The sequence below is a fragment of the Variovorax terrae genome, assembly GCF_022809125.1.
Lineage (GTDB): Bacteria > Pseudomonadota > Gammaproteobacteria > Burkholderiales > Burkholderiaceae_C > Variovorax_A > Variovorax_A terrae.
In genome coordinates, this window is sequence record NZ_JALGBI010000002.1 from 647,776 (window position 1) to 666,830 (window position 19,055).

Below are 19,055 nucleotides of genomic sequence, written 5' to 3' on the forward strand. Positions count from 1 at the left end.
TGCCTCTCCAGCCGGACGCGCTTTTCAAGTTCTTCCGGTGTCCCGGGCGCTGCCGGCAAGTCGTTTTCTGTGACATTCCTCGTGGCCTCTGGCGGCGGGAATCCCGTCTTCATTGGCAAAAGAAACCATCTTCATGTCCCCATATCCGTGTCATATATATTCGTGCGCGGCATGTCATGCAGCCATTTGCAGGCTCTGCCGTGTTCGGTGAGGCACCTGGCGGCCAACCAGCGCACACCAGGAGAATCAAGCCGTTACGATAGTCAGACACAGACACCGGGGCAACGTGAAGAACCATCTAAGCGATATCCACAGAATGCATATTGGCAGGCTCGACCTGAACTTGCTGCGTGTTTTCGACGCCGTCTACCGTACGCGCAGCGTCAGCCGCGCGTCCGAGGACCTGGGCCTGTCCCAGCCGGCGGCCAGTCAGGCCATTGCCCGTCTGCGGCTGGTTCTCAAGGACGCGCTGTTCGTGCGGGTACAAGGCGGGGTGGAGCCGACACCGAAAGCGCAGCGGCTGGCCACCGCCGTCCGGCTGGCCATCTCCACGCTGGAGAACGCACTCCTGGAGGCCGAGGAGTTCGATGCACGGTATGCGCGAAGGACGTTCCGGCTCCACCTCACCGACACGGGTGAGGCGCTGTTTCTTCCGCGTCTGGTCACCGAGCTGGCGCAAATCGCGCCCGGCATGGGAATACACAGCTCCGCTGTTCCGCACGACGAAATCGCTGCTGACCTGGACAACGGCCGCATCGATTTCGCCATCGGCTTTCTGCCGATGGTGGCGGGAACTCAAAGCGTGGAGCTGATGCGGGATCGGTACACCGTGCTGCTGCGGCAGGGACACCCATTTGCAACGCGAGTCTTGGCAAAGGAAGAAGCGGCCACAAAACTCTCCGAAATTGATTTCGTGGCAGTGGTCCGTCCCCACTCGGAAACCATGTTTGGCATGCTGCTTCCGGGCATGGAGCAGCGCGTCAAGCTCACCGCCTCACACTTTCTGGCCTTGCCGGACATCGTGCAGGGAACGGATCTGGGCGTCGTGGTGCCGCGGCGGATTGCGCACAGATTTTTCTTTCCTTTTGGCACCTATGAGACGGTCGATCCGGAGTTTCCGGACATTGTCGTGTCGCTGCACTGGAGCAAACGTTTCCAGCACGATCCGGCGCACGAGTGGATGCGCGCGCTGCTGATGCGCCTGTATGCGGAAGCACCGGCGCCATCTGTTTCAGGCGTGTGAGCGGCGTAAAACGCACGCCGGCCAACAACGGAAGGAATTGCCGGCTTGCGCTGATGCCGGCCACCCGAATGGGGCGCGTCGCAGCGGCATTCTGCACCAGCAGCGTCGCCGGCCCTCTCCTGGACGGCCTCCGGCCGTTGCGCCCGGCTCGACCAAGAACATCAGCGGTCAGCGGGGCCCCGAGATGAAGCAGCCTCAGAAGGGCCCTCAGTGATACTTCGGCACGAAGGCCCATGTGGCGATGGGCGCGCGCCACAAGCCCATCCGCCGGGTTATGACCACCTTGGGCAGGTGTCCACCATGGGTTCGATCCCTGCTTGCCTGATGGACCACCGGCATTTCCCAGCCGCCGAGGCCTTGATCAGGTCTCCACAAAGTTGCCGTGGTCAGCCGGCATCTGCTACTGTGTCCTGTGTACGCTATCGAACAGATGGCGCAGCGCAGGCGTCCTTACCTGGGCTTGCTCATGCCGAGTGCCTTGCGGCCAGCCTGCAACGAAAGGCTTGAGCGATGGATGCATTTCCCACGAACACGCCCGAGAAATCAAGGCAAAACCAGTTGCTGGCTGCGCTGCCTGACGCGGAATGGCTGCGCTGGCAGCCCCAATTGGAACTGGTGGACCTTTCTCTTGGGCAAGTGCTGTACGAATCGGGCGCCAAAATGCCTTATGTCTACTTCCCCGTCGATGCGATCGTGTCGCTGCTCTACGTTCTGGAAGATGGCGCCTCCGCTGAAATTGCCGTTGTCGGATTCGAAGGGGTGGTGGGTATTTCTATTTTCATGGGAGGTGGTACCACTCCCAGCCGGGCGGTGGTGCAAAGTGCGGGCATGGGGTTCAGATTGCGCGCAGACGCCATCAAGAGCGAATTCGACCGCTCGGGGCCGGTGATGCACCTGATGTTGCGATACACCCAGGCGCTGATCACGCAAATGGCTCAGACGGCCGTCTGCAATCGGCACCACTCGCTGGACCAGCAGCTCTGCCGCTGGTTGCTGCTGAGTCTGGACCGGCTGCAGGGCAACCAGCTGCTGATGACGCAGGAACTCATTGCCAACATGTTGGGCGTGCGGCGGGAAGGCGTGACCGAAGCGGCGCTCAAGCTGCAGAAAGCTGGCTTGATCAGCTATGCACGTGGACACATCAGCGTGTTGGACCGCCCTCGCCTGGAGAAGCGGACCTGCGAATGCTACGGGGTTGTGAAGAAGGAGTACGACCGCTTGCTGCCTCCATCAAAGGCCTCTTGACACGACGGAAGGCTGTATGTGCGTTGGCAGACAGTCGACATGCCTTGCGCGGCTCACACTGGGAACAACTCATCCAGGCGCTCGCGCCTGAGATGGGCTTCATGGCGCCATTCCTGTCGGGTGACGCGTATAGCCAGTGAGAAATTGCCCATGGCCCGGCCCGAGAATCATTTGATACATCAGTTACCGAAAGCCGCGCGTCGGCATCTGCTGAATCAGTGCGAGCCGTTCGAGTTGACGTTGTTCTCCGAACTCAGCGAGCGCGGCAAACCCTTGAGCCATGCCTACTTTCCCTTGGAAGGGTTCGTCTCGCTGGTGATTGATGTGGACAGTCACCCGGCGCTGGAAGTCGGCATGGTGGGGCGCGAAGCAATGCTCGGATCCGAGTTGATTCTTGGGCTGGCGAAAACCCCCTGGCGCGCGCTGGTGCTGGGGGCGGGCAGCAGCTGGCGCATCGGCGCCGAGGCATTGCGCAAGGAAAGTGCTTTCAGCCCCGAGCTTCAGCAGGTGCTGAAAACCAGTCTGCTGGTACGGCTGTATCAGCAGACGCTGGCCTTGGCCTGCGAGCGTTTTCACATGATCGGCCCTCGCTTGGCGCGCTGGCTGCTGATGAGCCAGGATCGCGCGCAAGCAGGCAGCTTCCATGTCACCCAGGAGTTCATGGCGCTGATGCTTGGTGTGCGCCGCGTCGGCGTATCGATGGCCGCTGGCATCTTCCAGCAGAATGGCCTGATCGAGTATCACCGTGGCGAGCTGAAGGTCCTGAACCGCCCGGCATTGGAAGCCCATGCCTGCAGCTGCTATGACGCCAACAAGAGGCTCTATGCTGAGCTGACGGGACGAAAGCGTTGACCGGCGGCAGCTTGGCCGTTGCCGAGTGAGTCAGCCGTGCAGCGGGTATCCGGGAGGCTTCGTTGCGGGCTCCCTTTGACGTCGCTGGCCCGTCTTGTTCCCCGACGGGTGCAGTGGGTCATTGTTGGAGCTTCTGCCTTTGTCGAACGCGCTGGGCGTCTCCTTCATCGCGGTTCACTGCGCCATCAAAGTTCTTGCTGGTCACAACGATGTTGTTCTGGCGATCGGCCTTGTCGGCCGAGACACTCTGGATGCTCATGCTGCTGTCCACTTTCACGACACCTTGAACATTGCTTGCCACAAAAACGGCCAAGTCAATTTGAATCTGATCGTCTGCCCTGCCGCTGAGCAGGACTTTCCCTTGGTGGGTTTCCACACCAATGTTCAGGCTGCGCACGTCGGGGGCCGAGAGTAAAGCCGCCATGACGCTGGCAGTCAAGACGCTGTCATCTACAACGGCTCGTGCTGTCGTGATCGGCGGCGCCAAAGCCGCCGACTCTTCGAACTTGCTGCAGCTCTGGGTCAGGAAAAAAATAAGCACTGCGGATGAAGTGACGAGGAAATGGAATGGGATTCGAACAAGCATCGGAAGTCTCTACATGCGGTGGCCATCGGTTGATTGCCTTTGCAGAGCACTGTCCGATTTTTTCCGCCTGCTGTCTGTTCGGAACCGTACTTATCGCCGACGCCTCTTTTCCAGACCCATTTGGGCCCTGTGTGCTGGCGTACAGACAGCCGATCTTCGGGCATGCAGACTCGCAGATATGGACGGGCGCATGGGGCCAGCGATCACGATTGCAAAGGCCATCGATTTCGCCAAGTGCAACATGCGACTCAAGTAACGGCGAACCGGGAGATGGCGCAAATGATTTCCCGGTGCCGCGAGATTGCCGGTATACGGATGAGATCGGCAAGCAGATATTCAATCCATTTTCAACACAGAGGTATCCAATGAAGACGATCAATAAACTAGTGGCCAGTACGCTGGTCGCGGCAGGGCTGCTCAGCTTGGGCGGCTGTGCTGGAATGTCCACTCGAGACAGGAACACCGCAATCGGCGCTGGCGCAGGTGCTGTCGGAGGTGCCGTCCTCACGGGCGGCAGCACTCTCGGAACAGTCGGTGGCGCAGCGGTCGGCGGCCTCATCGGCAACGAAGTCGGTAGAGACAGAAGATAACGCAGCAGTGCAGGATGGACGAGATGCCGGCCATGTCGGGCCGGAGTTTCAAACTTTCAGAACAGATAGCCAACTCAATGTTCTCTTCAGCATATCCTCCCTTGCCGCCATCGGTTCCGTCGGAATGGTGGTGATCCGCCATATGCATTGATCACGGGGAATAGGCATGCGCAATTGATCGTTCGGCAGCTGAACCTTGCCGTCGCATCATCATGCTGCTGATCTACGCGATCGCAGCAACGCTTGCAGTGGGCGAACACAACCGATACAACCTGCCGCCACGGCTCTCTGCTTGGCTGGAAGGTTTCGAGTGAAACCCGTTTTGCTTCAGATTTGCCGCAACGCAGAACGGTCACGATTCATCCCTGAGTTGGAGATCGCTGTCGATGTCTGTCGCTGAATGGTCCTTGTTCGTTGGTGTGCTGCTGATCATGATGGTGCTGGCGAGCACGCTGCTGGGCCGGCTGCCTTTGAGCAGTGCGATGATCTACCTGGTGCTGGGGTGGCTGTTGGGCCCCGGCGCCATGAATGTATTGCGTCCCGAGCCTTTTCTGAATTTTGATGCATTGCAAAAGCTCGCCGAAGTCGCGCTACTGATTTCGCTGTTCGCCGTGGGGCTCCGGCTGGGCGTTCCGCTGAGCGATCGCCGCTGGCTGCTGCCGCTGCGCCTGGCGTTTGTCTCGATGGCTGCCATGGTGGCGATGATCGCTGCCATCGGTGTCTGGATGCTTCACCTGCCGCTGGGTGCTGCAGTGTTGCTGGGTGCCATTCTTGCGCCTACCGATCCCGTTCTGGCCTCCGGAGTGCAACTGGATGGCGGCGCGCATCCCGACCAGATTGGCTTCAGCCTCGCAGGCGAAGGCGGTCTCAACGACGGCGCGGCGTTTCCGTTTGTGATGCTGGGGTTCGGGCTGCTCGGCTTGCGTGAGCAGGGTCCCGGTTTGGTACGTTGGTGGGGCATCGATCTCATATGGGCGACCGTCGGTGGTGTCGCGATTGGCGGAGTGCTGGGGGCGGCGACCGGGCGTCTCGTCGTTTACTTGCGCAGCCGTCATGGCGAAGCGGTCGGGCTGGACGTGTTCCTGGGGCTTGGGCTCGTCGGCATGGCTTATGGGGTTGCCCAGCTCAGTTTGGCTTCCGGATTTCTAGCCGTCTTTGCAGCCGGCCTGGCGTTGCAGCGGGTTCGGGAGCAGCCGAAGCCGCACACGAGGCCGTTGGCCGCTGCTGTCGGCGCGGAAGGCCATTCATACGAAACGCTCGCCACACACTCACACCATGCGAGTGCCACCATGCGGGACTCCGTCCAGGGCTTCAATGAACAATTGGAGAAACTTGCCGAGCTGGCGATGGTACTGATGGTGGGTGCGTTGCTGGCCTATGCCAAACCTCTGCCGGCCGTTTGGTGGTTTGTTCCACTGATGCTTCTGGTGCTCAGGCCTCTGTCAGTCGTTGTGGCGATCGCAGGCGAGCGTCTGACCACACCGCAGCGCGCCATGATCGGCTGGTTCGGCATTCGCGGCGTCGGCTCGGTCTTCTACGTTTTGCTTGCACTGAGTCAGGGCGTCACAGGCCGCATTGCCGATACCCTGATCTCGTTGACGTTGTGGACCGTAGCGGCGTCAATCGTCGCGCACGGATTGACGTCGCAACCACTGATGCACTGGTACCTGGTCTGGCGCAAGCGGCGGTTGAAAAAGTGAACTGCAAGAAATTGCATCCCATGAAGCCGTCTTCGCGTCTAGCCATCGGCCAAAGTTTCGCCTTGAGCGATAGGCTGTGACTGGTCAGAGCCAATGGCCTCGTTTTCATGCAGGCGAAATGGGGGCAATGCCCGGTTTGAGCAGAGCCGTTGCCGGCAACGCTTCACATCCAGAAAGCTGCGGCATTTCAGCCCACTCTCCGCTATGCGTCAAAGTCCGATGCTATTAAAATAATAGCGTCAGGCCGCTTGTCATATGCCGTTGCTGAAAGGTTTCTTGCTAGACTCGCGCGCATGAATCCGCCGGATGCTCCTTCTTTTCCTGCCGATGCCGCCCAGCAGGACTGGGTCGAATCCCGGCTGATCACGGCCATCATGGACAACGCGGGCTCTGCGCTGGCGGCCATGGCGGCCACCATCCCCGTGATCGTCGTGCTGCTGTACCGCGAGGCCTGGCTGCCTGGCCTGCTGGCCTGGGCAGGGGCGGCCACGGGCATCTGCCTGCTGCGGCTGGCCATGATCGCGCGCTACCGGCGCCACTATGCGGGCACTACCGGGCCGCGGCTGCTGGCGTTCTGGCAGCGCTGCCTGTGGGCGTGGCCGGCCAGCGCGTTGATCTGGGGCGGCTCGATGCTGCTGTATTTCGGCCGCGGCCAGACCGAGAACGAGTTCGTCTGCATGATGGTGCTGGTCGGCATGGGGGCCGCCTCGGTGAGCGTGCTGTCGGCCAGCCTGCGCTGCTTCTACCACTTCACCAATGCGCTGGGCGTGACGGTGACGACGCTGCTGCTCTACGACCTGCTCGTCATGGACCCGTTCAACAACGACCTGCGCGACTACGCCATGCTGGTGCTGGTGCTGGTGTTCTGGGGGCTGATCCGCGTCGGCGGCAAGCGCTTTCACCGCGTGCAGCGCAGCAGCCTGGAACTGCAGTACCACAACAACCAGCTCATCGAGTCGCTGACCCGCCAGACCCAGACCGCGCTGGATGCGGTGGGCATCAAGAACCGCTTCCTGGCCAGCGCGGCGCATGACATCCGCCAGCCGGTCCATGCGCTGGGGCTCTACGCCGACTGGCTGAGCAGCGAGCCCGAGCTGGTGCGCGAGATCGCGCCCAAGATCGTCGAATCCACCAAGGCCGTGAACGCGCTGTTCGATTCGCTGTTCGACCTGGCGCGGCTGGACTCGGGCAAGATTCGCATCAACATCGAGCAGATCGACGTGGCCAAGCTGCTGCGCGACCTGGAACTGCAATACCGGCCGCTGGCCGAGGCCAAGGGCCTGCGGCTGCGGCTGCACGTCGTGCCGGGCCAGGCCACATCCGACCCGATCCTGCTGCAGCGCATTCTGGGCAACCTGATCGCCAATGCGGTGAAGTACACGGCGCGCGGCGGCATTCTCGTGGCCTCGCGGGTGACCCGGCGCGGCATGCGCATCGAGATCTGGGACACGGGCGTGGGCATTGCGCCGGAACACCAGCGCGAGATTTTCCGGGAGTTCTACAAGGCACCGCCCAGCCATGCGGGCACCGAAGACGGCTTCGGGCTGGGCTTGTACATCGTCTCTCGCCTCTCCAACATCCTGGGCCATCCCCTGCGCATGAGTTCGCGCCCAGGGCGAGGCACGGTGTTCCGGCTGGCGCTGGAGGGGACGGACGCGGCGCAGGCCGACGCGCGGGCCGTGGCCTCGCTGGCTCAGCTCGTCAACAGGCCGTGAGTGCGGGCGTAGTAGATGGTCTGCGTGCGGCTCTTGACGCCCAGGCGGCGGAACAGCCGCCACAGGTGCACCTTTACGGTGTGCTCGCTAATGCCCAGCTCGTCGGCGATTTCGCGGTTCGACAGGCCGCGGTCCAGCATCACGATCAACTGCTTCTGGCGCTTGGACAGCTTGTTGTCGGTGGGGGCCAGTTCCTCGAAGCCGCCATCCGCGTTCAGCAGCGCGCGCAGCGCGGCGCCGATCTCGCTCGCGCCCGATGATTTCTCGATATAGATGTCGGCGCCGGCCTCGATGCATTGCTCTTCGGCATCGGCGGCCGGCGAGGCCGACAGCACCGCCAGCGGCGTGTCGGGATAGAGGTTCTTGAGTTGATGCACGCCGGAAACCCCGGTGGTGTCGGGCAGCTTGAGATCCAGGCAGAACAATTCGGGGGCGCCATGGGCCTTGACGGCGGCATCCACGCCGCCCAGCCGGTCGAGTTCCACCACGTTGGCGCCGGCGCGCAGGCGGCGCAGCAGCATGACCACGGCTTCACGCATCAGGGGGTGATCGTCGATGACATAGAGACTCATGGGAAAAACCTGATCTTTCGTCGAATGGGTTTGGGGTTGAAGGATACCTGCGAATGCCGGAGTCCTGTCGGAAGCCGGCACGCGCTGTGCGGGCTTCAGGCCGCGGCCTGGGCCAGCTGCCGCAGCGCCGCCGCCACGGCCTCGGGGGCCACGCCGGCCAGCGGCTGCAGCCGGGCCTGCAGCGCTGCCAGGGCGGCGGCGCCGTCTTTCTGAAGCTGGGCGATGGCCTGTCCCGCGTCCCGCGGCGAGTCGAAGCCCTGGCTTTGCAGCAGCAGCAGGCCCTGTGCATCGAGCAGCTTGAAATAGAACTTGCCGTCTTGTTCGCGGTACTGCTTGAAGGTGGGCAGGCCGGTCTTGCCGGCCTTGGCTCCCTGCGGCTTCGCGCTCTGCGCGCCGAGGTTGCGCAAGCCGACGGCCTGGCGCAGCTCGGCGATGAAGGCGCTGGACAGCTCGCGCGCCCTGGCCGCACCGGCTCGCAGGGTGTTCTCGATCCTGGCCGGATCGTTGACCAGCGATTCGTAGTGCGCGCGCATCGGCGCGATCTCGCGGTCGATGCGCTCGAACAGCAGTTGCTTGGCATCGCCCCAGGCAATGCCTTCGGCGTAGGCCTTTGCCAGCGCCGCCGTTTCCTCGGTGCTGGCAAACGCCTGGTAGATCTGGAACAGGGCCGAACCTTCGGTGCTCTTGGGCTCGCCCGGCGCACGCGAATCGGTCACGATGCCGGCGATCTGCTTGCGCATCTGCTCGCGCGGGGCGAACAGCGCGATGGTGTTGTCGTAGCTCTTGCTCATCTTGCGGCCATCCAGGCCGGGCAGGGTGGCCACGGATTCCTCGATCGCCGCCTCGGGCAGCACGAAATGCTCGCCGTAGAGGTGGTTGAAGCTCTGCGCCATGTCGCGCGCCATCTCGATGTGCTGGATCTGGTCGCGCCCCACCGGCACCTTGTGGGCCTTGAACATCAGGATGTCCGCGCCCATCAGCACCGGGTACATGAACAGGCCCGCCGTCACGTCGGCGTCGGGGTCGTGGCCGGCCGCCAGGTTCTTGTCGACCGAAGCCTTGTAGGCGTGCGCGCGGTTGAGCAGCCCCTTGCCCGTGACGCAGGTGAGCAGCCAGGTGAGCTCCGGGATCTCGGGGATGTCGGACTGGCGGTAGAAGAGCACCCGCTCAGGGTCCAGGCCCGCGGCCAGCCAGGTGGCGGCGATCTCCAGCGTCGAGCGCTGGATGCGCGAGGGCTCGTCGCACTTGATGAGGGCGTGGTAGTCGGCCAGGAAGTAGAAGCTCTGGACGTTCGCGCTGCGGCTGGCGGCGACGGCGGGACGGATCGCGCCCACGTAGTTGCCCAGGTGCGGCGTGCCGGTGGTGGTGATGCCCGTCAGGACGCGCAGGGAAGGGGAGGCAGGGGAACTCATGGCGATAGCGGGTTCAGCGGAACAGGGAGGCCAGCGGGCCGAGCATCAGGTTGAGCACGGCGTAGCCGAGCGACATCAGCGGGCGCAGCCAGTAGGTGCTCACGATGCCGGCGAGCACCAGGCCCATGACGATGAAGAAGCCCCAGGGCTCGATGCGCGCCACGACCTGGGCCTGCTTCCAGGGCAGCAGGCCGACCAGGATGCGGCCGCCGTCCAGCGGCGGCAGGGGAAACAGGTTGAAAGCCCACATCACCAGATTGACCAGCACCCCGGCATGCGCCATTTCCAGGAAGAAGCGCTCCTGCACGCCCAACCCGCTCATCAGCACCAGCAGCACGGCCCAGACGATGGCCTGAACGAAGTTGGAGGCCGGGCCGGCCAGGGCCACCCAGACCATGTCGCGCTTGGGGTTGCGCAGCTGGCCGAAATTCACCGGCACCGGCTTGGCATAGCCGAACAGAAAGGTGCCCGAGGTGGCGAAATACAGCAGCAACGGCATCAGGATGGTGCCGACCGGGTCGATGTGCTTGATCGGGTTGAGCGTGACGCGCCCCAGCATCCAGGCCGTGCTGTCGCCGAAGTGGCGCGCGGCATAGCCATGGGCTGCCTCGTGCACGGTGATGGCGAACAGCACCGGCAGGGCGTAGATCAGAACGGTCTGGATGAGATTGGAGATGTCCACTCGCCGATTGTCTCAGACAGCGCCGGGCTGCAGGCCCAGGGGTGCCAGATCGCCGCGCCCCTGGCGCAGCAGCACCGGCTCGCCGCCCCCGCCCATGGGGGTGAGGTCGATCACGGTGGTGGGTTCGGAAGGGCAGGCGCCGGCATCGATGACGGCGGCCACTTGGTGCTCGAAGCGCTCGCGGATGTGCTGCGCGTCGTTCAGCGGCTCGCGCTCGCCCGGGGCGATCAGCGTGGTGGCCAGCAGCGGCGCGCCATGCAGCGTCAGTAGCGCTTGCAGCACCCGGTGGTCGGGCACGCGCAGGCCGATGGTCTTGCGCTGCGGGTGGCTCACGCGGCGCGGCACTTCCTTGGTGGCTTCGAGGATGAAGGTGTAGGGCCCCGGCGTGGCGGATTTGAGCAGGCGGTACTGCTTGTTGTCCACCATGGCGTAGCTGGCGAGTTCGCTCAGGTCGCGGCACAGCAGCGTGAGGTGGTGCTTGTCGTCCACGCCGCGGATGCGGCGCAGGTGGTCGACCGCGGCCTTGTCGTCGAGATGGCAGGCCAGCGCGTAGCTGGAGTCGGTGGGCACCGCCGCGATGCCGCCGCGCTCCAGCAGCGTGCAGGCCTGCTTGAGCAGGCGGTGTTGCGGGTTGTCGGGGTGGATCTCGAAGTATTGGGCCATGGTGCTTGCCTCAGGCTTCTGCAGGTTCGAACACGATACGGCTTTCGCGCACGGTCAGCCAGCCGCCCGCGGCGCCGCACACCGCGATCAGGGCGATGCCCAGCAGCGACCACTGGTCGGGCATGTGCGAGAACACCAGCCAGCCGCCGAGCATGGCAAATCCGATCTGGGCGTAGAGAAAGGGCGTCAGCGTGGCGGCGGGCGCGCGTGCATAGGCCAGGATCAGCAGGAAATGCCCCACCGTGGCCATCAGGCCCATCAGCATCAGCGCGGCCCACAGCAGTGGCGAGCCCAGCGGCGTCCACACGAACGGCAGGGCCAGCGAGATGACCAGCGTGCCGACCCAGCCGGTGTAGAAGTGCATGGTGACCGGGTCCTCGGTCTGGGCGAGCTTGCTGGTCAGCACCTGGAACCAGGCGTTGCTGGCCACCAGGCCCAGCGGCAGCAGCAGCGTCCAGTTGAAGTCGCTGCCGCCGGGGCGGATGATGATCAGGGTGCCCGCGAAGCCGCCGGCCACCAGCAGCCAGCGCAGCGGCGACACGCGCTCGCCGAGCGTGGTGGCGGCCAGCAGCGTGATCGCCAGCGGCGTGATCATCACGATGGCGGTGAACTCGCCCACCGGCATGTACTTGAGGCTGAAGAACGAGAACAGGCTGGTCAGCAGCAGCAGCAGGCCGCGCAGGCACTGGTATTTCGGGTGGGCCGTGCGCAGCACCGCCAGCCCGCGCAGCGGCAGCACCACGGCCGTGGTGGCCACGGCCTGGAAAAAGTAGCGGAACCACAGCGCCATGAGCACCGGCACGGCGGCGCTGACGTACTTGGTGGTGGTGTCCAGCGTGGCGAAGCAGGCCACGGCCGCTACCACGAGCGCGATGCCCGCCAGGGCCGACGGCTGCGACGCGTGCCGGCTCACTGGATGCGGTCCGCCACGAGTTCCCAGACCGGCGTGAGCTCGCCGGGCAGGTAGGGCAGGCTGCCGAGGTCGGCATGGCTTTCGTCGGGGCTGTGGAAATCGCTGCCGCGCGAGGCGGCCAGGCCAAACTCGCGCGCCGTGGCGGCGTACTTCACGTACTCCGCCGGGGTGTGGCTGCCGGTCACCACCTCCACCGCCTGGCCGCCATGGGCCTTGAATTCGGTGAACAGCGCGTATTCCTCGTTGGCCGTGAAGCGGTAGCGCGCCGGGTGGGCGATGACGGCGACGCCGCCGCCCTGCGTGATCCAGGCCACGGCATCGCGCAGGCTGGCCCAGCGGTGCGGCACGTAGCCGGGCTTGCCCTCGGTCAGGTATTTGCGGAATACCTCGGAGGTGTCCTTGCAGATGCCGCTTTCCACCAGGAAGCGTGCGAAGTGGGTGCGCGAGATCAGCTCGGGGTTGCCCACGAAGCGCAGCGCGCCTTTGTAGGCGCCGGCAATGCCGACCTTGGCCAGCTGGGCCGACATCTCCTGCGCTCGCTGGCCGCGCCCGCCGCGCGTGGCCTGCAGGCCCTGGCGCATGCGCGGATCATCGGGGTCGAAGCCCAGGCCCACGATGTGCACGGTTTCACCCGCGAAGGTGACCGATATCTCGGTGCCGGTGAGGTATTTCATGCCGTGGGCGCGGGCTGCGGCCGCCGCCCGGTGCTGGCCGCCGATCTCGTCGTGGTCGGTCAGTGCCCACAGCTCTACCCCGTTGGCCGCGGCGCGCGCGGCGAGCTCTTCCGGCGTCAGGGTCCCGTCGGAGACGACGGAGTGGCAATGCAGGTCGGCGTTGAGAATGGAGGGCACGCACCGATTTTAGGCTTTATGGTCCGGGCCTGCTGCGCGCGGCAGGCCGACCCTGCGCCATCAGCCGCGGCGCAGGTCGGTGAAGGCCGAGAACTCCCAGCGCCGCAGGCCCACGATCATCGTGAAGCCGTCGCGGTACTTGGGGTCGATCTTCTGGTCGGCCAGGTGCTGGGCCGCGAAGTCCTGGCCGATGCGCGCGATGCGCTCCACGAAGGCCGGGGCCACGGCCTCGTTGATGTTGCCGTGCACCATCAGCAGCGTTTCGCCCTCGCGGTCGAAGCGGCCGCCGAAGTATTCGCCGACCACGTGCGTGAGGAAGAACTGCCGGATCGGCCCGTCGCCGCGCCAGCGGAAGGTCTTGGCGACCTTGAGGCGGTAGCGGTTGAGCGGCCTGAGCTCGATCACGCCCAGCCGGTCGAGCTGGGCCAGCCGGGCCGTGCATTCGGCCTCGGTGATCCGGTAGGTCTGCACCATCTGCTCGAAGGCCCAGTAGCTGAGCACGCAGATGGCCACCAGCAGCAGCTTGGGGTCCCTGCTGACCGCGAGCTCCTGCTCGTAGGTCAGCTCGCTCATCAGCGGCGTGGCCTGGGTCACGCGGCGCGACAGCTCGGCGAAGTCGGTGTTGAGCAGGCGGCACAGGTCGTCCACCCGCGTGAGCGGCATCTCCTTCTTGCTGAACATGCGCTTGACGCTGGATTCGCTCATCTCGAGCGCCGCGGCCACGTCGGCATAGGTCTTGTCCTGGGCCTTGAGTTCCTGCTTGAGAACGTCGATCAGCAGCGATGTGTCGGCCACGGCTCCTCCGGTGGGTCATGTTGTGCGGCAAGACGGTTGCGCCTGCGAGACCGCATCATAAAACCGATAATGGCCGCATGAAGTTCGACTACGCCAACCCCTACACCACCACCCGCCTCCCTGTTTTCGCCCGCAACGTGGTCTCCACGTCGCACCCGCTGGCGGCCCAGGCGGGCCTGCGCATGCTGCTCAAGGGCGGCAACGCCGTGGACGCGGCCGTGGCCGCCGCCGCCGCGATCACGCTCACCGAGCCGGTCAGCAACGGGCTGGGCAGCGACGCGTTCTGCATCCTGTGGGACGGCAAGGAGCTGCATGGCCTCAATGCTTCGGGCCGCGCCCCCGCGGCCTGGACGCCGGATTATTTCAAGCGCAAGTACGGCACCGACGCCCGGACGCCGCCGAAGCGCGGCTTCGACGCCGTGACCGTGCCCGGCGCGGTCGGCAGCTGGGTGGCCCTGAGCGAGCGCTTCGGCAAGCTGCCGTTCGCCGACCTGCTGGAGCCGGCCATCGAGATCGCCGAGCGCGGCTACCTGCTGCCGCCGGTGGTGCAGCAGAAATGGGCGGCGGCCACGCCCGAACTGCAGGGCCTGCCGGGGTTTGCGCAGTCCTTCCTGCCCTGGGGCCGGGCGCCGCAGGTGGGCGAGCTGTTTCAGTTCAAGGCGGCCGCGCGCGGGCTGCGGGCCATCGCCGAGACGCGCGGCGCGGCGTTCTACGGCGGCGAGATCGCGCAGGCCATCGAGAAGTTCTCGGCCGCCCATGGCGGCAGCCTGCTGGCGAAGGATTTCGCGGCCTACCAGCCCGAGTGGGTCCGCCCGATCGGCAAGGACTACCGCGGCTACACGCTGCACGAGATTCCGCCCAACGGCCAGGGCATCGCCGCGCTGATCGCCCTGGGCATCCTCGACCAGTTCGACGTGGCCGGGCTGCCCGTGGACGGGGTCGATTCCCAGCACCTGCAGATCGAGGCCATGAAGCTCGCCTTCGCCGACGTCTACCGCTACGTGGCCGAGCCATCGTCGATGGAGGTGACGGCCGAGCAAATGCTCGATGGCGCCTACCTCGCTTCCCGTGCCAGACTGATCGACATGAAGAAGGCACAGGATTTCGGCGCCGGCAACCCGGTCAAGGGCGGCACCATCTACCTCACGGCGGCCGACGAGAACGGCATGATGGTGAGCTTCATCCAGAGCAACTACATGGGCTTCGGCTCGGGCTGCGTGGAGCCCGGCTTCGGCATCAGCCTGCAGAACCGCGGCCACGCGTTCAGCCTGGACGCCGGCGGCCTCAACCCGGCCAACCTGGTGGCGCCGGGCAAGCGGCCGTTCCACACCATCATCCCGGCCTTCCTCACGAAGGACGGCCAGCCCGTGATGAGCTACGGCGTGATGGGCGCCAACATGCAGCCGCAGGGCCACATGCAGACCCTGGTGCGCATGCTCGACTACGGGCAGAACCCGCAGACCGCCTGCGATGCGCCGCGCTGGCGCTACAACGCGGGGCTGGAGATCAACGTGGAGCAGCAGATGGACCCGGCCACGGTGCAAGGCCTGGTGCAGCGCGGCCACCAGGTGGAGGTCATCAACGACTCCTACCAGGACTTCGGCGCCGGCCAGTTCATCTGGCGCGCGGGCGACCCGAAGGTCGAGGGCTACGTGGCGGCCAGCGATGCGCGGCGCGACGGGCAGGCGGTGGGCTTTTGAGTGAGGTTTCAAAGGAAAATATGCCGGATGTCCGCGTCGCGCGGTCATCGGTAGCTACAAAAAGCATAGCGCCCGGCCTGCTGCTCGCCTCCGTGGGGGCGATTGCCTTCAGCGGCAAGGCGATCATCGTCAAGCTCGCCTACCGCTATGGCGTCGATGCGGTCACCCTCATCATGTACCGCATGCTGTTCGCGCTGCCGATCTTCGCCGTGATGGCCTGGTGGGCCAGCCGCGGCCAGCCCGCGCTGACCCGCCGGGACTGGCTGGGCGTCGTGGGCCTGGGCGTGACCGGCTACTACCTCGCGAGCTTCCTCGATTTCGCCGGCCTGGCCTACGTCAGCGCCAGCCTGGAGCGGCTGATCCTCTACCTCAACCCCACGATCGTGCTGCTGCTGGGCTGGCTGGTCTACGGCAAGAAGATCCGGCTGGGCCAGGTGACGGCCATGGGCATCAGCTACGCGGGCGTGCTGCTGGTGTTCGGCCACGAAGCCAGGCTGCAGGGCAGCCATGCGGCGCTGGGCACGCTGCTGGTGTTTGCCAGCGCGGTGAGCTATGCCGTCTACCTGGTCTACAGCGGCGAGCTGGTGCAGCGCTTGGGCTCGCTGCGCCTGGTGGGCCTGGCCACCACGGTGGCGTGCCTGTGCTGCATCGCGCAGTTCCTGGTGCTGCGGCCCATGAGCGCGGCCTTCGAGGTGGCGCCGCAGGTGATCTGGCTGTCGGTGCTCAACGCCACACTGTGCACCGCCGTGCCGGTGCTGATGGTGATGATGGCGATCGAGCGCATCGGCGCCAGCCTGGCCGCGCAGACCGGCATGATCGGCCCGATGTCCACCATCCTGATGGGTGTGCTGATCCTGGACGAGCCGTTCACCGTCTGGGTGGCGGCCGGCACCGTGCTGGTGATTGCCGGTATCTTCGTGTTCAGCCGCACCGGGCGGCGCTGATCACTTCTTCTTCGCGGGCTGGCTGCGTGCGGGCGCCGCCGCCGGTGCGGCGGGGCGGCTGGCCGCCGCCAGCACCTCCATGCGCTGGGCCACGGTGACGGCCGGTTTGCCCGACAGCGCATCGAGCCGGTGGCCCATCGCGAGTTCGATCTGGTCGAGCCGCAACTGCGTGGGCGGATGCGTGCTGAGCGAGAGCGCGAACAGCGGGTTGTCGGGCGTGGCGCTGCGCAGCTGCTGCAGCACCGACACCAGGCCGTAGGGATCGAACCCGGCGCGCGCGGCCAGCGCCACGGCGGTGCGGTCGGCCTCGAACTCGTCGTCCTGGTCGAGGCCGCGCGCGTACAGGTCGCGGCCCATCGCGAGCAATTGCGACGACAGCGCACCGCCGACCCCGCCGCCCACCTGCGAGCCGATCACCTGCGTGAGCAGCCCGGCGCGCGCGGTCTTGTTCATGGCCTTGAGGTGGTGCCGGCCCGTCACATGGGTGATTTCGTGCGCCAGGATGCCCGCGAGCTCGGCCTCGTCGGCCGTGCGGTCAACCAGGCCGCGGGTCACGAACACGTAGCCGCCCGGCGCGGCGAAGGCATTGAAGCCCGGGTCGTCCAGCACCGCGAAGGTCCAGGGCAGGTCGGGGCGCGGAGACTGCAGGCTGATCCAGCGTCCGAGCTGGTTGACGTAGCGCTGCAGCGGCAGGTCCGGCGACAGCGGCTTGCTGCCCAGCAGCACGGCCGAGAGCTGGCGCCCGATCTCGATCTCGCGCGGCTCGTCGATCTGGTCGAGCGACTGCGACAGCAGCTTGATCAGCTCGCCGGCGTTGGCGGCCTGCCCGGCGGCGGCCGGGGCCGCGCCGCCGCCCAGCATCTGGGTCAGGGCGCCGGCCGCATTGGCGGGCTGAGGGGCCGCGGGCGCGGCCGGCTGGCCGGGCCGGATCAAGGACTGGAACAGGTTGAGGGCCTTGGCCGCGTCCTGGTTCTGCGCCGGTGCCGGGGCGCTGCCGGCCAGCAGCGCGGCCAGCGCCAGCAGGCGCAGCGTGGCCCGGCCGGCCGGGGGAGCGGTGATGGCGTGCAGCAGGCTCATGGCATCTCCGGGTTGCCGGGCGCGCCGCCGCGCTGCGTGGCGGCTCGCGGCGCGGCCGGGATGGGCAGCGGCTCCACGGCCTGCGCCGACAGGGCGGCCAGGCTGGCGAACTGGCGGGCCTGGCCGGCGTCGAGCCGCAGCGCCTCGGCCTGGCCGACGGCGGCGAGGTTGGGCTGGGCCTGGGCCAGGTCCTCGGCCCCGAGGCCGCGGATGCCCACGGTGGAGGTGGCGGGCGAAGCCAGGGGCGCCTGCGCGCTGCCCTTGTTGAAGAAGTTGGTGATGCTGCGCAGCGCGCCGGTGGCGGCATTGCCGCCCGGGGCCGCGCCGCCGGCGGCGCCGAGGTCGAACATGTGGACCCAGCCGGTGGCGCCCTGCGCCGTCTTCACCTGGACCCAGGCCCCCTGGCGCTCGCCCTGCCGCGTCACTGGCGTCTGCGCCGCCAGCGTGGCGAGGCTGCGCGAGGCGTCGCCGGGAGCCTCCCGCAGCTCGGCCGGCCGCTTGACCACGATGGCCTCGCCCTGTGCCTGCGCCGCGCCCAGGCCGGCCGCGAGCAGGCAATAACCCAGCCATTTCATCATGTCGGTTCCTCCACGTATCATCTTCTGCGTGATCAGCGACTCAGAACGGGGATTCTATGGATTTGGGCATTGCAGGCAAATGGGCGCTGGTGTGCGGCGCCAGCAAGGGATTGGGCTTCGGCTGCGCGCAGGCGCTGGTGCGCGAGGGCGTGAATGTGCTGATCGTGGCGCGCGGGGCCGAGGCGCTCGAGGCGGCCGCTGCTAAATTGATAGCAGACAATGGCCGCCCCGCGCCGACCTCCGTGCAATTCGTGGCTGCAGACGTGACCACCGCCGAAGGCCGGGCCGCCGTCTTCGCGCAGCGCCGGGACTTCGACATCGTGGTCACCAACGCCGGCGGCCCGCCGCCCGGCGATTTCCGTGACTGGGACCGCGAGGCCTGGATCAAGGCGGTGGACGCCAACATGCTGACGCCGATCGAGCTGATCAAGGCCACGGTGGACGGCATGGCCGCGCGCGGCTTCGGGCGCATCGTGAACATCACGTCGAGCGCGGTCAAGGCGCCGATCGACATCCTGGGCCTGAGCAACGGCGCGCGTAGCGGCCTCACGGGCTTCGTGGCCGGCGTGGCGCGCAGCAGCATCGCGGGCCGCGGCGTGACCATCAACAATCTGCTGCCGGGCAAGTTCGACACCGACCGCCTGGTGGGCACCTTGAAGGCCGCCGCACAGAAGAGCGGCAAGCCCCTGGAAGACATTCGTCGCGCGCAGCAGGCCCAGATTCCGGCCGGGCGCTACGGCACGCCCGAGGAGTTCGGCGCGATCTGCGCCTTCCTGTGCAGCGTGCACGCCGCCTACGTCACGGGCCAGAACATCCTGCCTGATGGCGGGGCCTACCCGGGAACTTACTGAGCCGGGCAGAACCTCCTGCCGAGAGCCGGCCGGCCTCACGGAAAAAATGAGGCAGCGCCCAGGCTGCCTCTTGTCTGATTCCCGTG

At 66.1% G+C, this 19,055-nt stretch carries 19 protein-coding genes; 9 read left to right on the plus strand and 10 right to left on the minus strand.

Annotation, left to right across the window (positions count from 1 at the left end):
* Nucleotides 1-286: 286 nt before the first annotated feature.
* The 3 genes from MMF98_RS18530 to MMF98_RS18540 all read left to right on the plus strand — a co-directional run bounded on the left by MMF98_RS18530 (nucleotide 287) and on the right by MMF98_RS18540 (nucleotide 3,340).
* Nucleotides 287-1,243 carry a LysR family transcriptional regulator gene (locus tag MMF98_RS18530; RefSeq protein WP_341481316.1) on the plus strand — a complete coding sequence of 319 codons (957 nt, stop codon included), beginning with the start codon at nucleotides 287-289 and terminating at the stop codon, nucleotides 1,241-1,243.
* Nucleotides 1,244-1,753: 510 nt separating this feature from the next.
* Nucleotides 1,754-2,488: a Crp/Fnr family transcriptional regulator gene (locus MMF98_RS18535; RefSeq protein WP_243308361.1), complete on the plus strand. Its 735-nt coding sequence runs from the start codon at nucleotides 1,754-1,756 to the stop codon at nucleotides 2,486-2,488.
* 150 nt (nucleotides 2,489-2,638) lie between these two features.
* The gene (locus MMF98_RS18540) at nucleotides 2,639-3,340 is read left to right on the plus strand and encodes a Crp/Fnr family transcriptional regulator (RefSeq protein WP_243308364.1); all 702 of its coding nucleotides are present in this window, start codon (nucleotides 2,639-2,641) and stop codon (nucleotides 3,338-3,340) included.
* A 118-nt stretch (nucleotides 3,341-3,458) separates the two neighbouring features.
* Here the strand turns inward: MMF98_RS18540 and MMF98_RS18545 are convergent, their stop codons facing one another.
* Nucleotides 3,459-3,926, minus strand: coding sequence for a BON domain-containing protein (locus MMF98_RS18545; RefSeq protein WP_243308365.1), 468 nt, complete (start codon nucleotides 3,924-3,926; stop codon nucleotides 3,459-3,461).
* A 365-nt stretch (nucleotides 3,927-4,291) separates the two neighbouring features.
* On the opposite strand from MMF98_RS18545, the gene MMF98_RS18550 reads away from it, so the two are divergent.
* The 3 genes from MMF98_RS18550 (at nucleotide 4,292) to MMF98_RS18560 (ending at nucleotide 7,931) form a co-directional block, all read left to right on the plus strand.
* Nucleotides 4,292-4,516 carry a glycine zipper 2TM domain-containing protein gene (locus MMF98_RS18550; RefSeq protein ID WP_243308698.1) on the plus strand — a complete coding sequence of 75 codons (225 nt, stop codon included), beginning with the start codon at nucleotides 4,292-4,294 and terminating at the stop codon, nucleotides 4,514-4,516.
* A gap of 386 nt (nucleotides 4,517-4,902) precedes the next feature.
* Nucleotides 4,903-6,216, plus strand: a complete 1,314-nt coding sequence (locus tag MMF98_RS18555) for a cation:proton antiporter (protein ID WP_243308366.1) — start codon at nucleotides 4,903-4,905, stop codon at nucleotides 6,214-6,216.
* Nucleotides 6,217-6,509: 293 nt separating this feature from the next.
* On the plus strand, nucleotides 6,510-7,931 hold the full coding sequence (locus tag MMF98_RS18560) for a sensor histidine kinase (protein WP_243308367.1): 1,422 nt from the start codon (nucleotides 6,510-6,512) through the stop codon (nucleotides 7,929-7,931).
* Here the strand turns inward: MMF98_RS18560 and MMF98_RS18565 are convergent.
* The 7 genes from MMF98_RS18565 to MMF98_RS18595 all read right to left on the minus strand — a co-directional run bounded on the left by MMF98_RS18565 (nucleotide 7,910) and on the right by MMF98_RS18595 (nucleotide 13,819).
* Nucleotides 7,910-8,503, minus strand: coding sequence for a response regulator transcription factor (locus MMF98_RS18565; protein ID WP_243308369.1), 594 nt, complete (start codon nucleotides 8,501-8,503; stop codon nucleotides 7,910-7,912). The genes MMF98_RS18560 and MMF98_RS18565 overlap by 22 nt on opposite strands.
* 95 nt (nucleotides 8,504-8,598) lie before the next feature.
* The gene (locus MMF98_RS18570; protein ID WP_243308371.1) at nucleotides 8,599-9,915 is read right to left on the minus strand and encodes a tryptophan--tRNA ligase; all 1,317 of its coding nucleotides are present in this window, start codon (nucleotides 9,913-9,915) and stop codon (nucleotides 8,599-8,601) included.
* A gap of 13 nt (nucleotides 9,916-9,928) precedes the next feature.
* Entirely contained in the window at nucleotides 9,929-10,597 is a 669-nt protein-coding gene (locus MMF98_RS18575; RefSeq protein WP_243308374.1) for a site-2 protease family protein, read from the minus strand.
* 12 nt (nucleotides 10,598-10,609) lie between these two features.
* The gene (locus MMF98_RS18580; protein ID WP_243308376.1) at nucleotides 10,610-11,260 is read right to left on the minus strand and encodes an L-threonylcarbamoyladenylate synthase; all 651 of its coding nucleotides are present in this window, start codon (nucleotides 11,258-11,260) and stop codon (nucleotides 10,610-10,612) included.
* 10 nt (nucleotides 11,261-11,270) lie between these two features.
* Nucleotides 11,271-12,173 (minus strand): DMT family transporter, encoded by a 903-nt coding sequence (locus MMF98_RS18585; protein WP_243308377.1) that lies wholly within the window; start codon nucleotides 12,171-12,173, stop codon nucleotides 11,271-11,273.
* Complete coding sequence (locus MMF98_RS18590) at nucleotides 12,170-13,024, minus strand: 3',5'-nucleoside bisphosphate phosphatase (protein ID WP_243308378.1); 855 nt, start codon at nucleotides 13,022-13,024, stop codon at nucleotides 12,170-12,172. Before MMF98_RS18590 ends, MMF98_RS18585 begins: the two co-directional genes overlap by 4 nt.
* A 60-nt stretch (nucleotides 13,025-13,084) precedes the next feature.
* On the minus strand, nucleotides 13,085-13,819 hold the full coding sequence (locus MMF98_RS18595) for a helix-turn-helix domain-containing protein (RefSeq protein WP_243308379.1): 735 nt from the start codon (nucleotides 13,817-13,819) through the stop codon (nucleotides 13,085-13,087).
* A 77-nt stretch (nucleotides 13,820-13,896) separates the two neighbouring features.
* On the opposite strand from MMF98_RS18595, the gene MMF98_RS18600 reads away from it, so the two are divergent.
* Together MMF98_RS18600 and MMF98_RS18605 are read left to right on the plus strand one after the other, a co-directional pair.
* Nucleotides 13,897-15,519, plus strand: a complete 1,623-nt coding sequence (locus MMF98_RS18600) for a gamma-glutamyltransferase family protein (protein WP_243308380.1) — start codon at nucleotides 13,897-13,899, stop codon at nucleotides 15,517-15,519.
* A 20-nt stretch (nucleotides 15,520-15,539) separates the two neighbouring features.
* Nucleotides 15,540-16,463: a DMT family transporter gene (locus MMF98_RS18605; RefSeq protein WP_243308383.1), complete on the plus strand. Its 924-nt coding sequence runs from the start codon at nucleotides 15,540-15,542 to the stop codon at nucleotides 16,461-16,463.
* Here the strand turns inward: MMF98_RS18605 and MMF98_RS18610 are convergent, their stop codons facing one another.
* Together MMF98_RS18610 and MMF98_RS18615 are read right to left on the minus strand one after the other, a co-directional pair.
* Nucleotides 16,464-17,540 (minus strand): M48 family metalloprotease, encoded by a 1,077-nt coding sequence (locus MMF98_RS18610; protein WP_243308385.1) that lies wholly within the window; start codon nucleotides 17,538-17,540, stop codon nucleotides 16,464-16,466.
* Nucleotides 17,537-18,118: an SH3 domain-containing protein gene (locus MMF98_RS18615; RefSeq protein WP_243308386.1), complete on the minus strand. Its 582-nt coding sequence runs from the start codon at nucleotides 18,116-18,118 to the stop codon at nucleotides 17,537-17,539. The genes MMF98_RS18610 and MMF98_RS18615 overlap by 4 nt, the downstream gene beginning before the upstream one ends.
* A 56-nt stretch (nucleotides 18,119-18,174) precedes the next feature.
* Here MMF98_RS18615 and MMF98_RS18620 point away from each other — a divergent pair, with 56 nt between their 5' ends.
* On the plus strand, nucleotides 18,175-18,969 hold the full coding sequence (locus tag MMF98_RS18620) for an SDR family oxidoreductase (protein WP_243308387.1): 795 nt from the start codon (nucleotides 18,175-18,177) through the stop codon (nucleotides 18,967-18,969).
* The last annotated feature ends 86 nt before the right edge of the window (nucleotides 18,970-19,055 follow it).

Excerpts from the sequence above, each read along its gene's own strand:
- MMF98_RS18535 (WP_243308361.1), top strand. The coding sequence starts at position 1,754 with ATGGATGCATTTCCCACGAACACGCCCGAGAAATCAAGGCAAAACCAG.
- MMF98_RS18540 (WP_243308364.1), top strand. The coding sequence starts at position 2,639 with ATGGCCCGGCCCGAGAATCATTTGATACATCAGTTACCGAAAGCCGCG.
- MMF98_RS18545 (WP_243308365.1), bottom strand. The coding sequence starts at position 3,926 with ATGCTTGTTCGAATCCCATTCCATTTCCTCGTCACTTCATCCGCAGTG.
- MMF98_RS18550 (WP_243308698.1), top strand. The coding sequence starts at position 4,292 with ATGAAGACGATCAATAAACTAGTGGCCAGTACGCTGGTCGCGGCAGGG.
- MMF98_RS18555 (WP_243308366.1), top strand. The coding sequence starts at position 4,903 with ATGTCTGTCGCTGAATGGTCCTTGTTCGTTGGTGTGCTGCTGATCATG.
- MMF98_RS18560 (WP_243308367.1), top strand. The coding sequence starts at position 6,510 with ATGAATCCGCCGGATGCTCCTTCTTTTCCTGCCGATGCCGCCCAGCAG.
- MMF98_RS18565 (WP_243308369.1), bottom strand. The coding sequence starts at position 8,503 with ATGAGTCTCTATGTCATCGACGATCACCCCCTGATGCGTGAAGCCGTG.
- MMF98_RS18570 (WP_243308371.1), bottom strand. The coding sequence starts at position 9,915 with ATGAGTTCCCCTGCCTCCCCTTCCCTGCGCGTCCTGACGGGCATCACC.
- MMF98_RS18580 (WP_243308376.1), bottom strand. The coding sequence starts at position 11,260 with ATGGCCCAATACTTCGAGATCCACCCCGACAACCCGCAACACCGCCTG.
- MMF98_RS18600 (WP_243308380.1), top strand. The coding sequence starts at position 13,897 with ATGAAGTTCGACTACGCCAACCCCTACACCACCACCCGCCTCCCTGTT.
- MMF98_RS18605 (WP_243308383.1), top strand. The coding sequence starts at position 15,540 with ATGCCGGATGTCCGCGTCGCGCGGTCATCGGTAGCTACAAAAAGCATA.
- MMF98_RS18610 (WP_243308385.1), bottom strand. The coding sequence starts at position 17,540 with ATGAGCCTGCTGCACGCCATCACCGCTCCCCCGGCCGGCCGGGCCACG.
- MMF98_RS18615 (WP_243308386.1), bottom strand. The coding sequence starts at position 18,118 with ATGATGAAATGGCTGGGTTATTGCCTGCTCGCGGCCGGCCTGGGCGCG.
- MMF98_RS18620 (WP_243308387.1), top strand. The coding sequence starts at position 18,175 with ATGGATTTGGGCATTGCAGGCAAATGGGCGCTGGTGTGCGGCGCCAGC.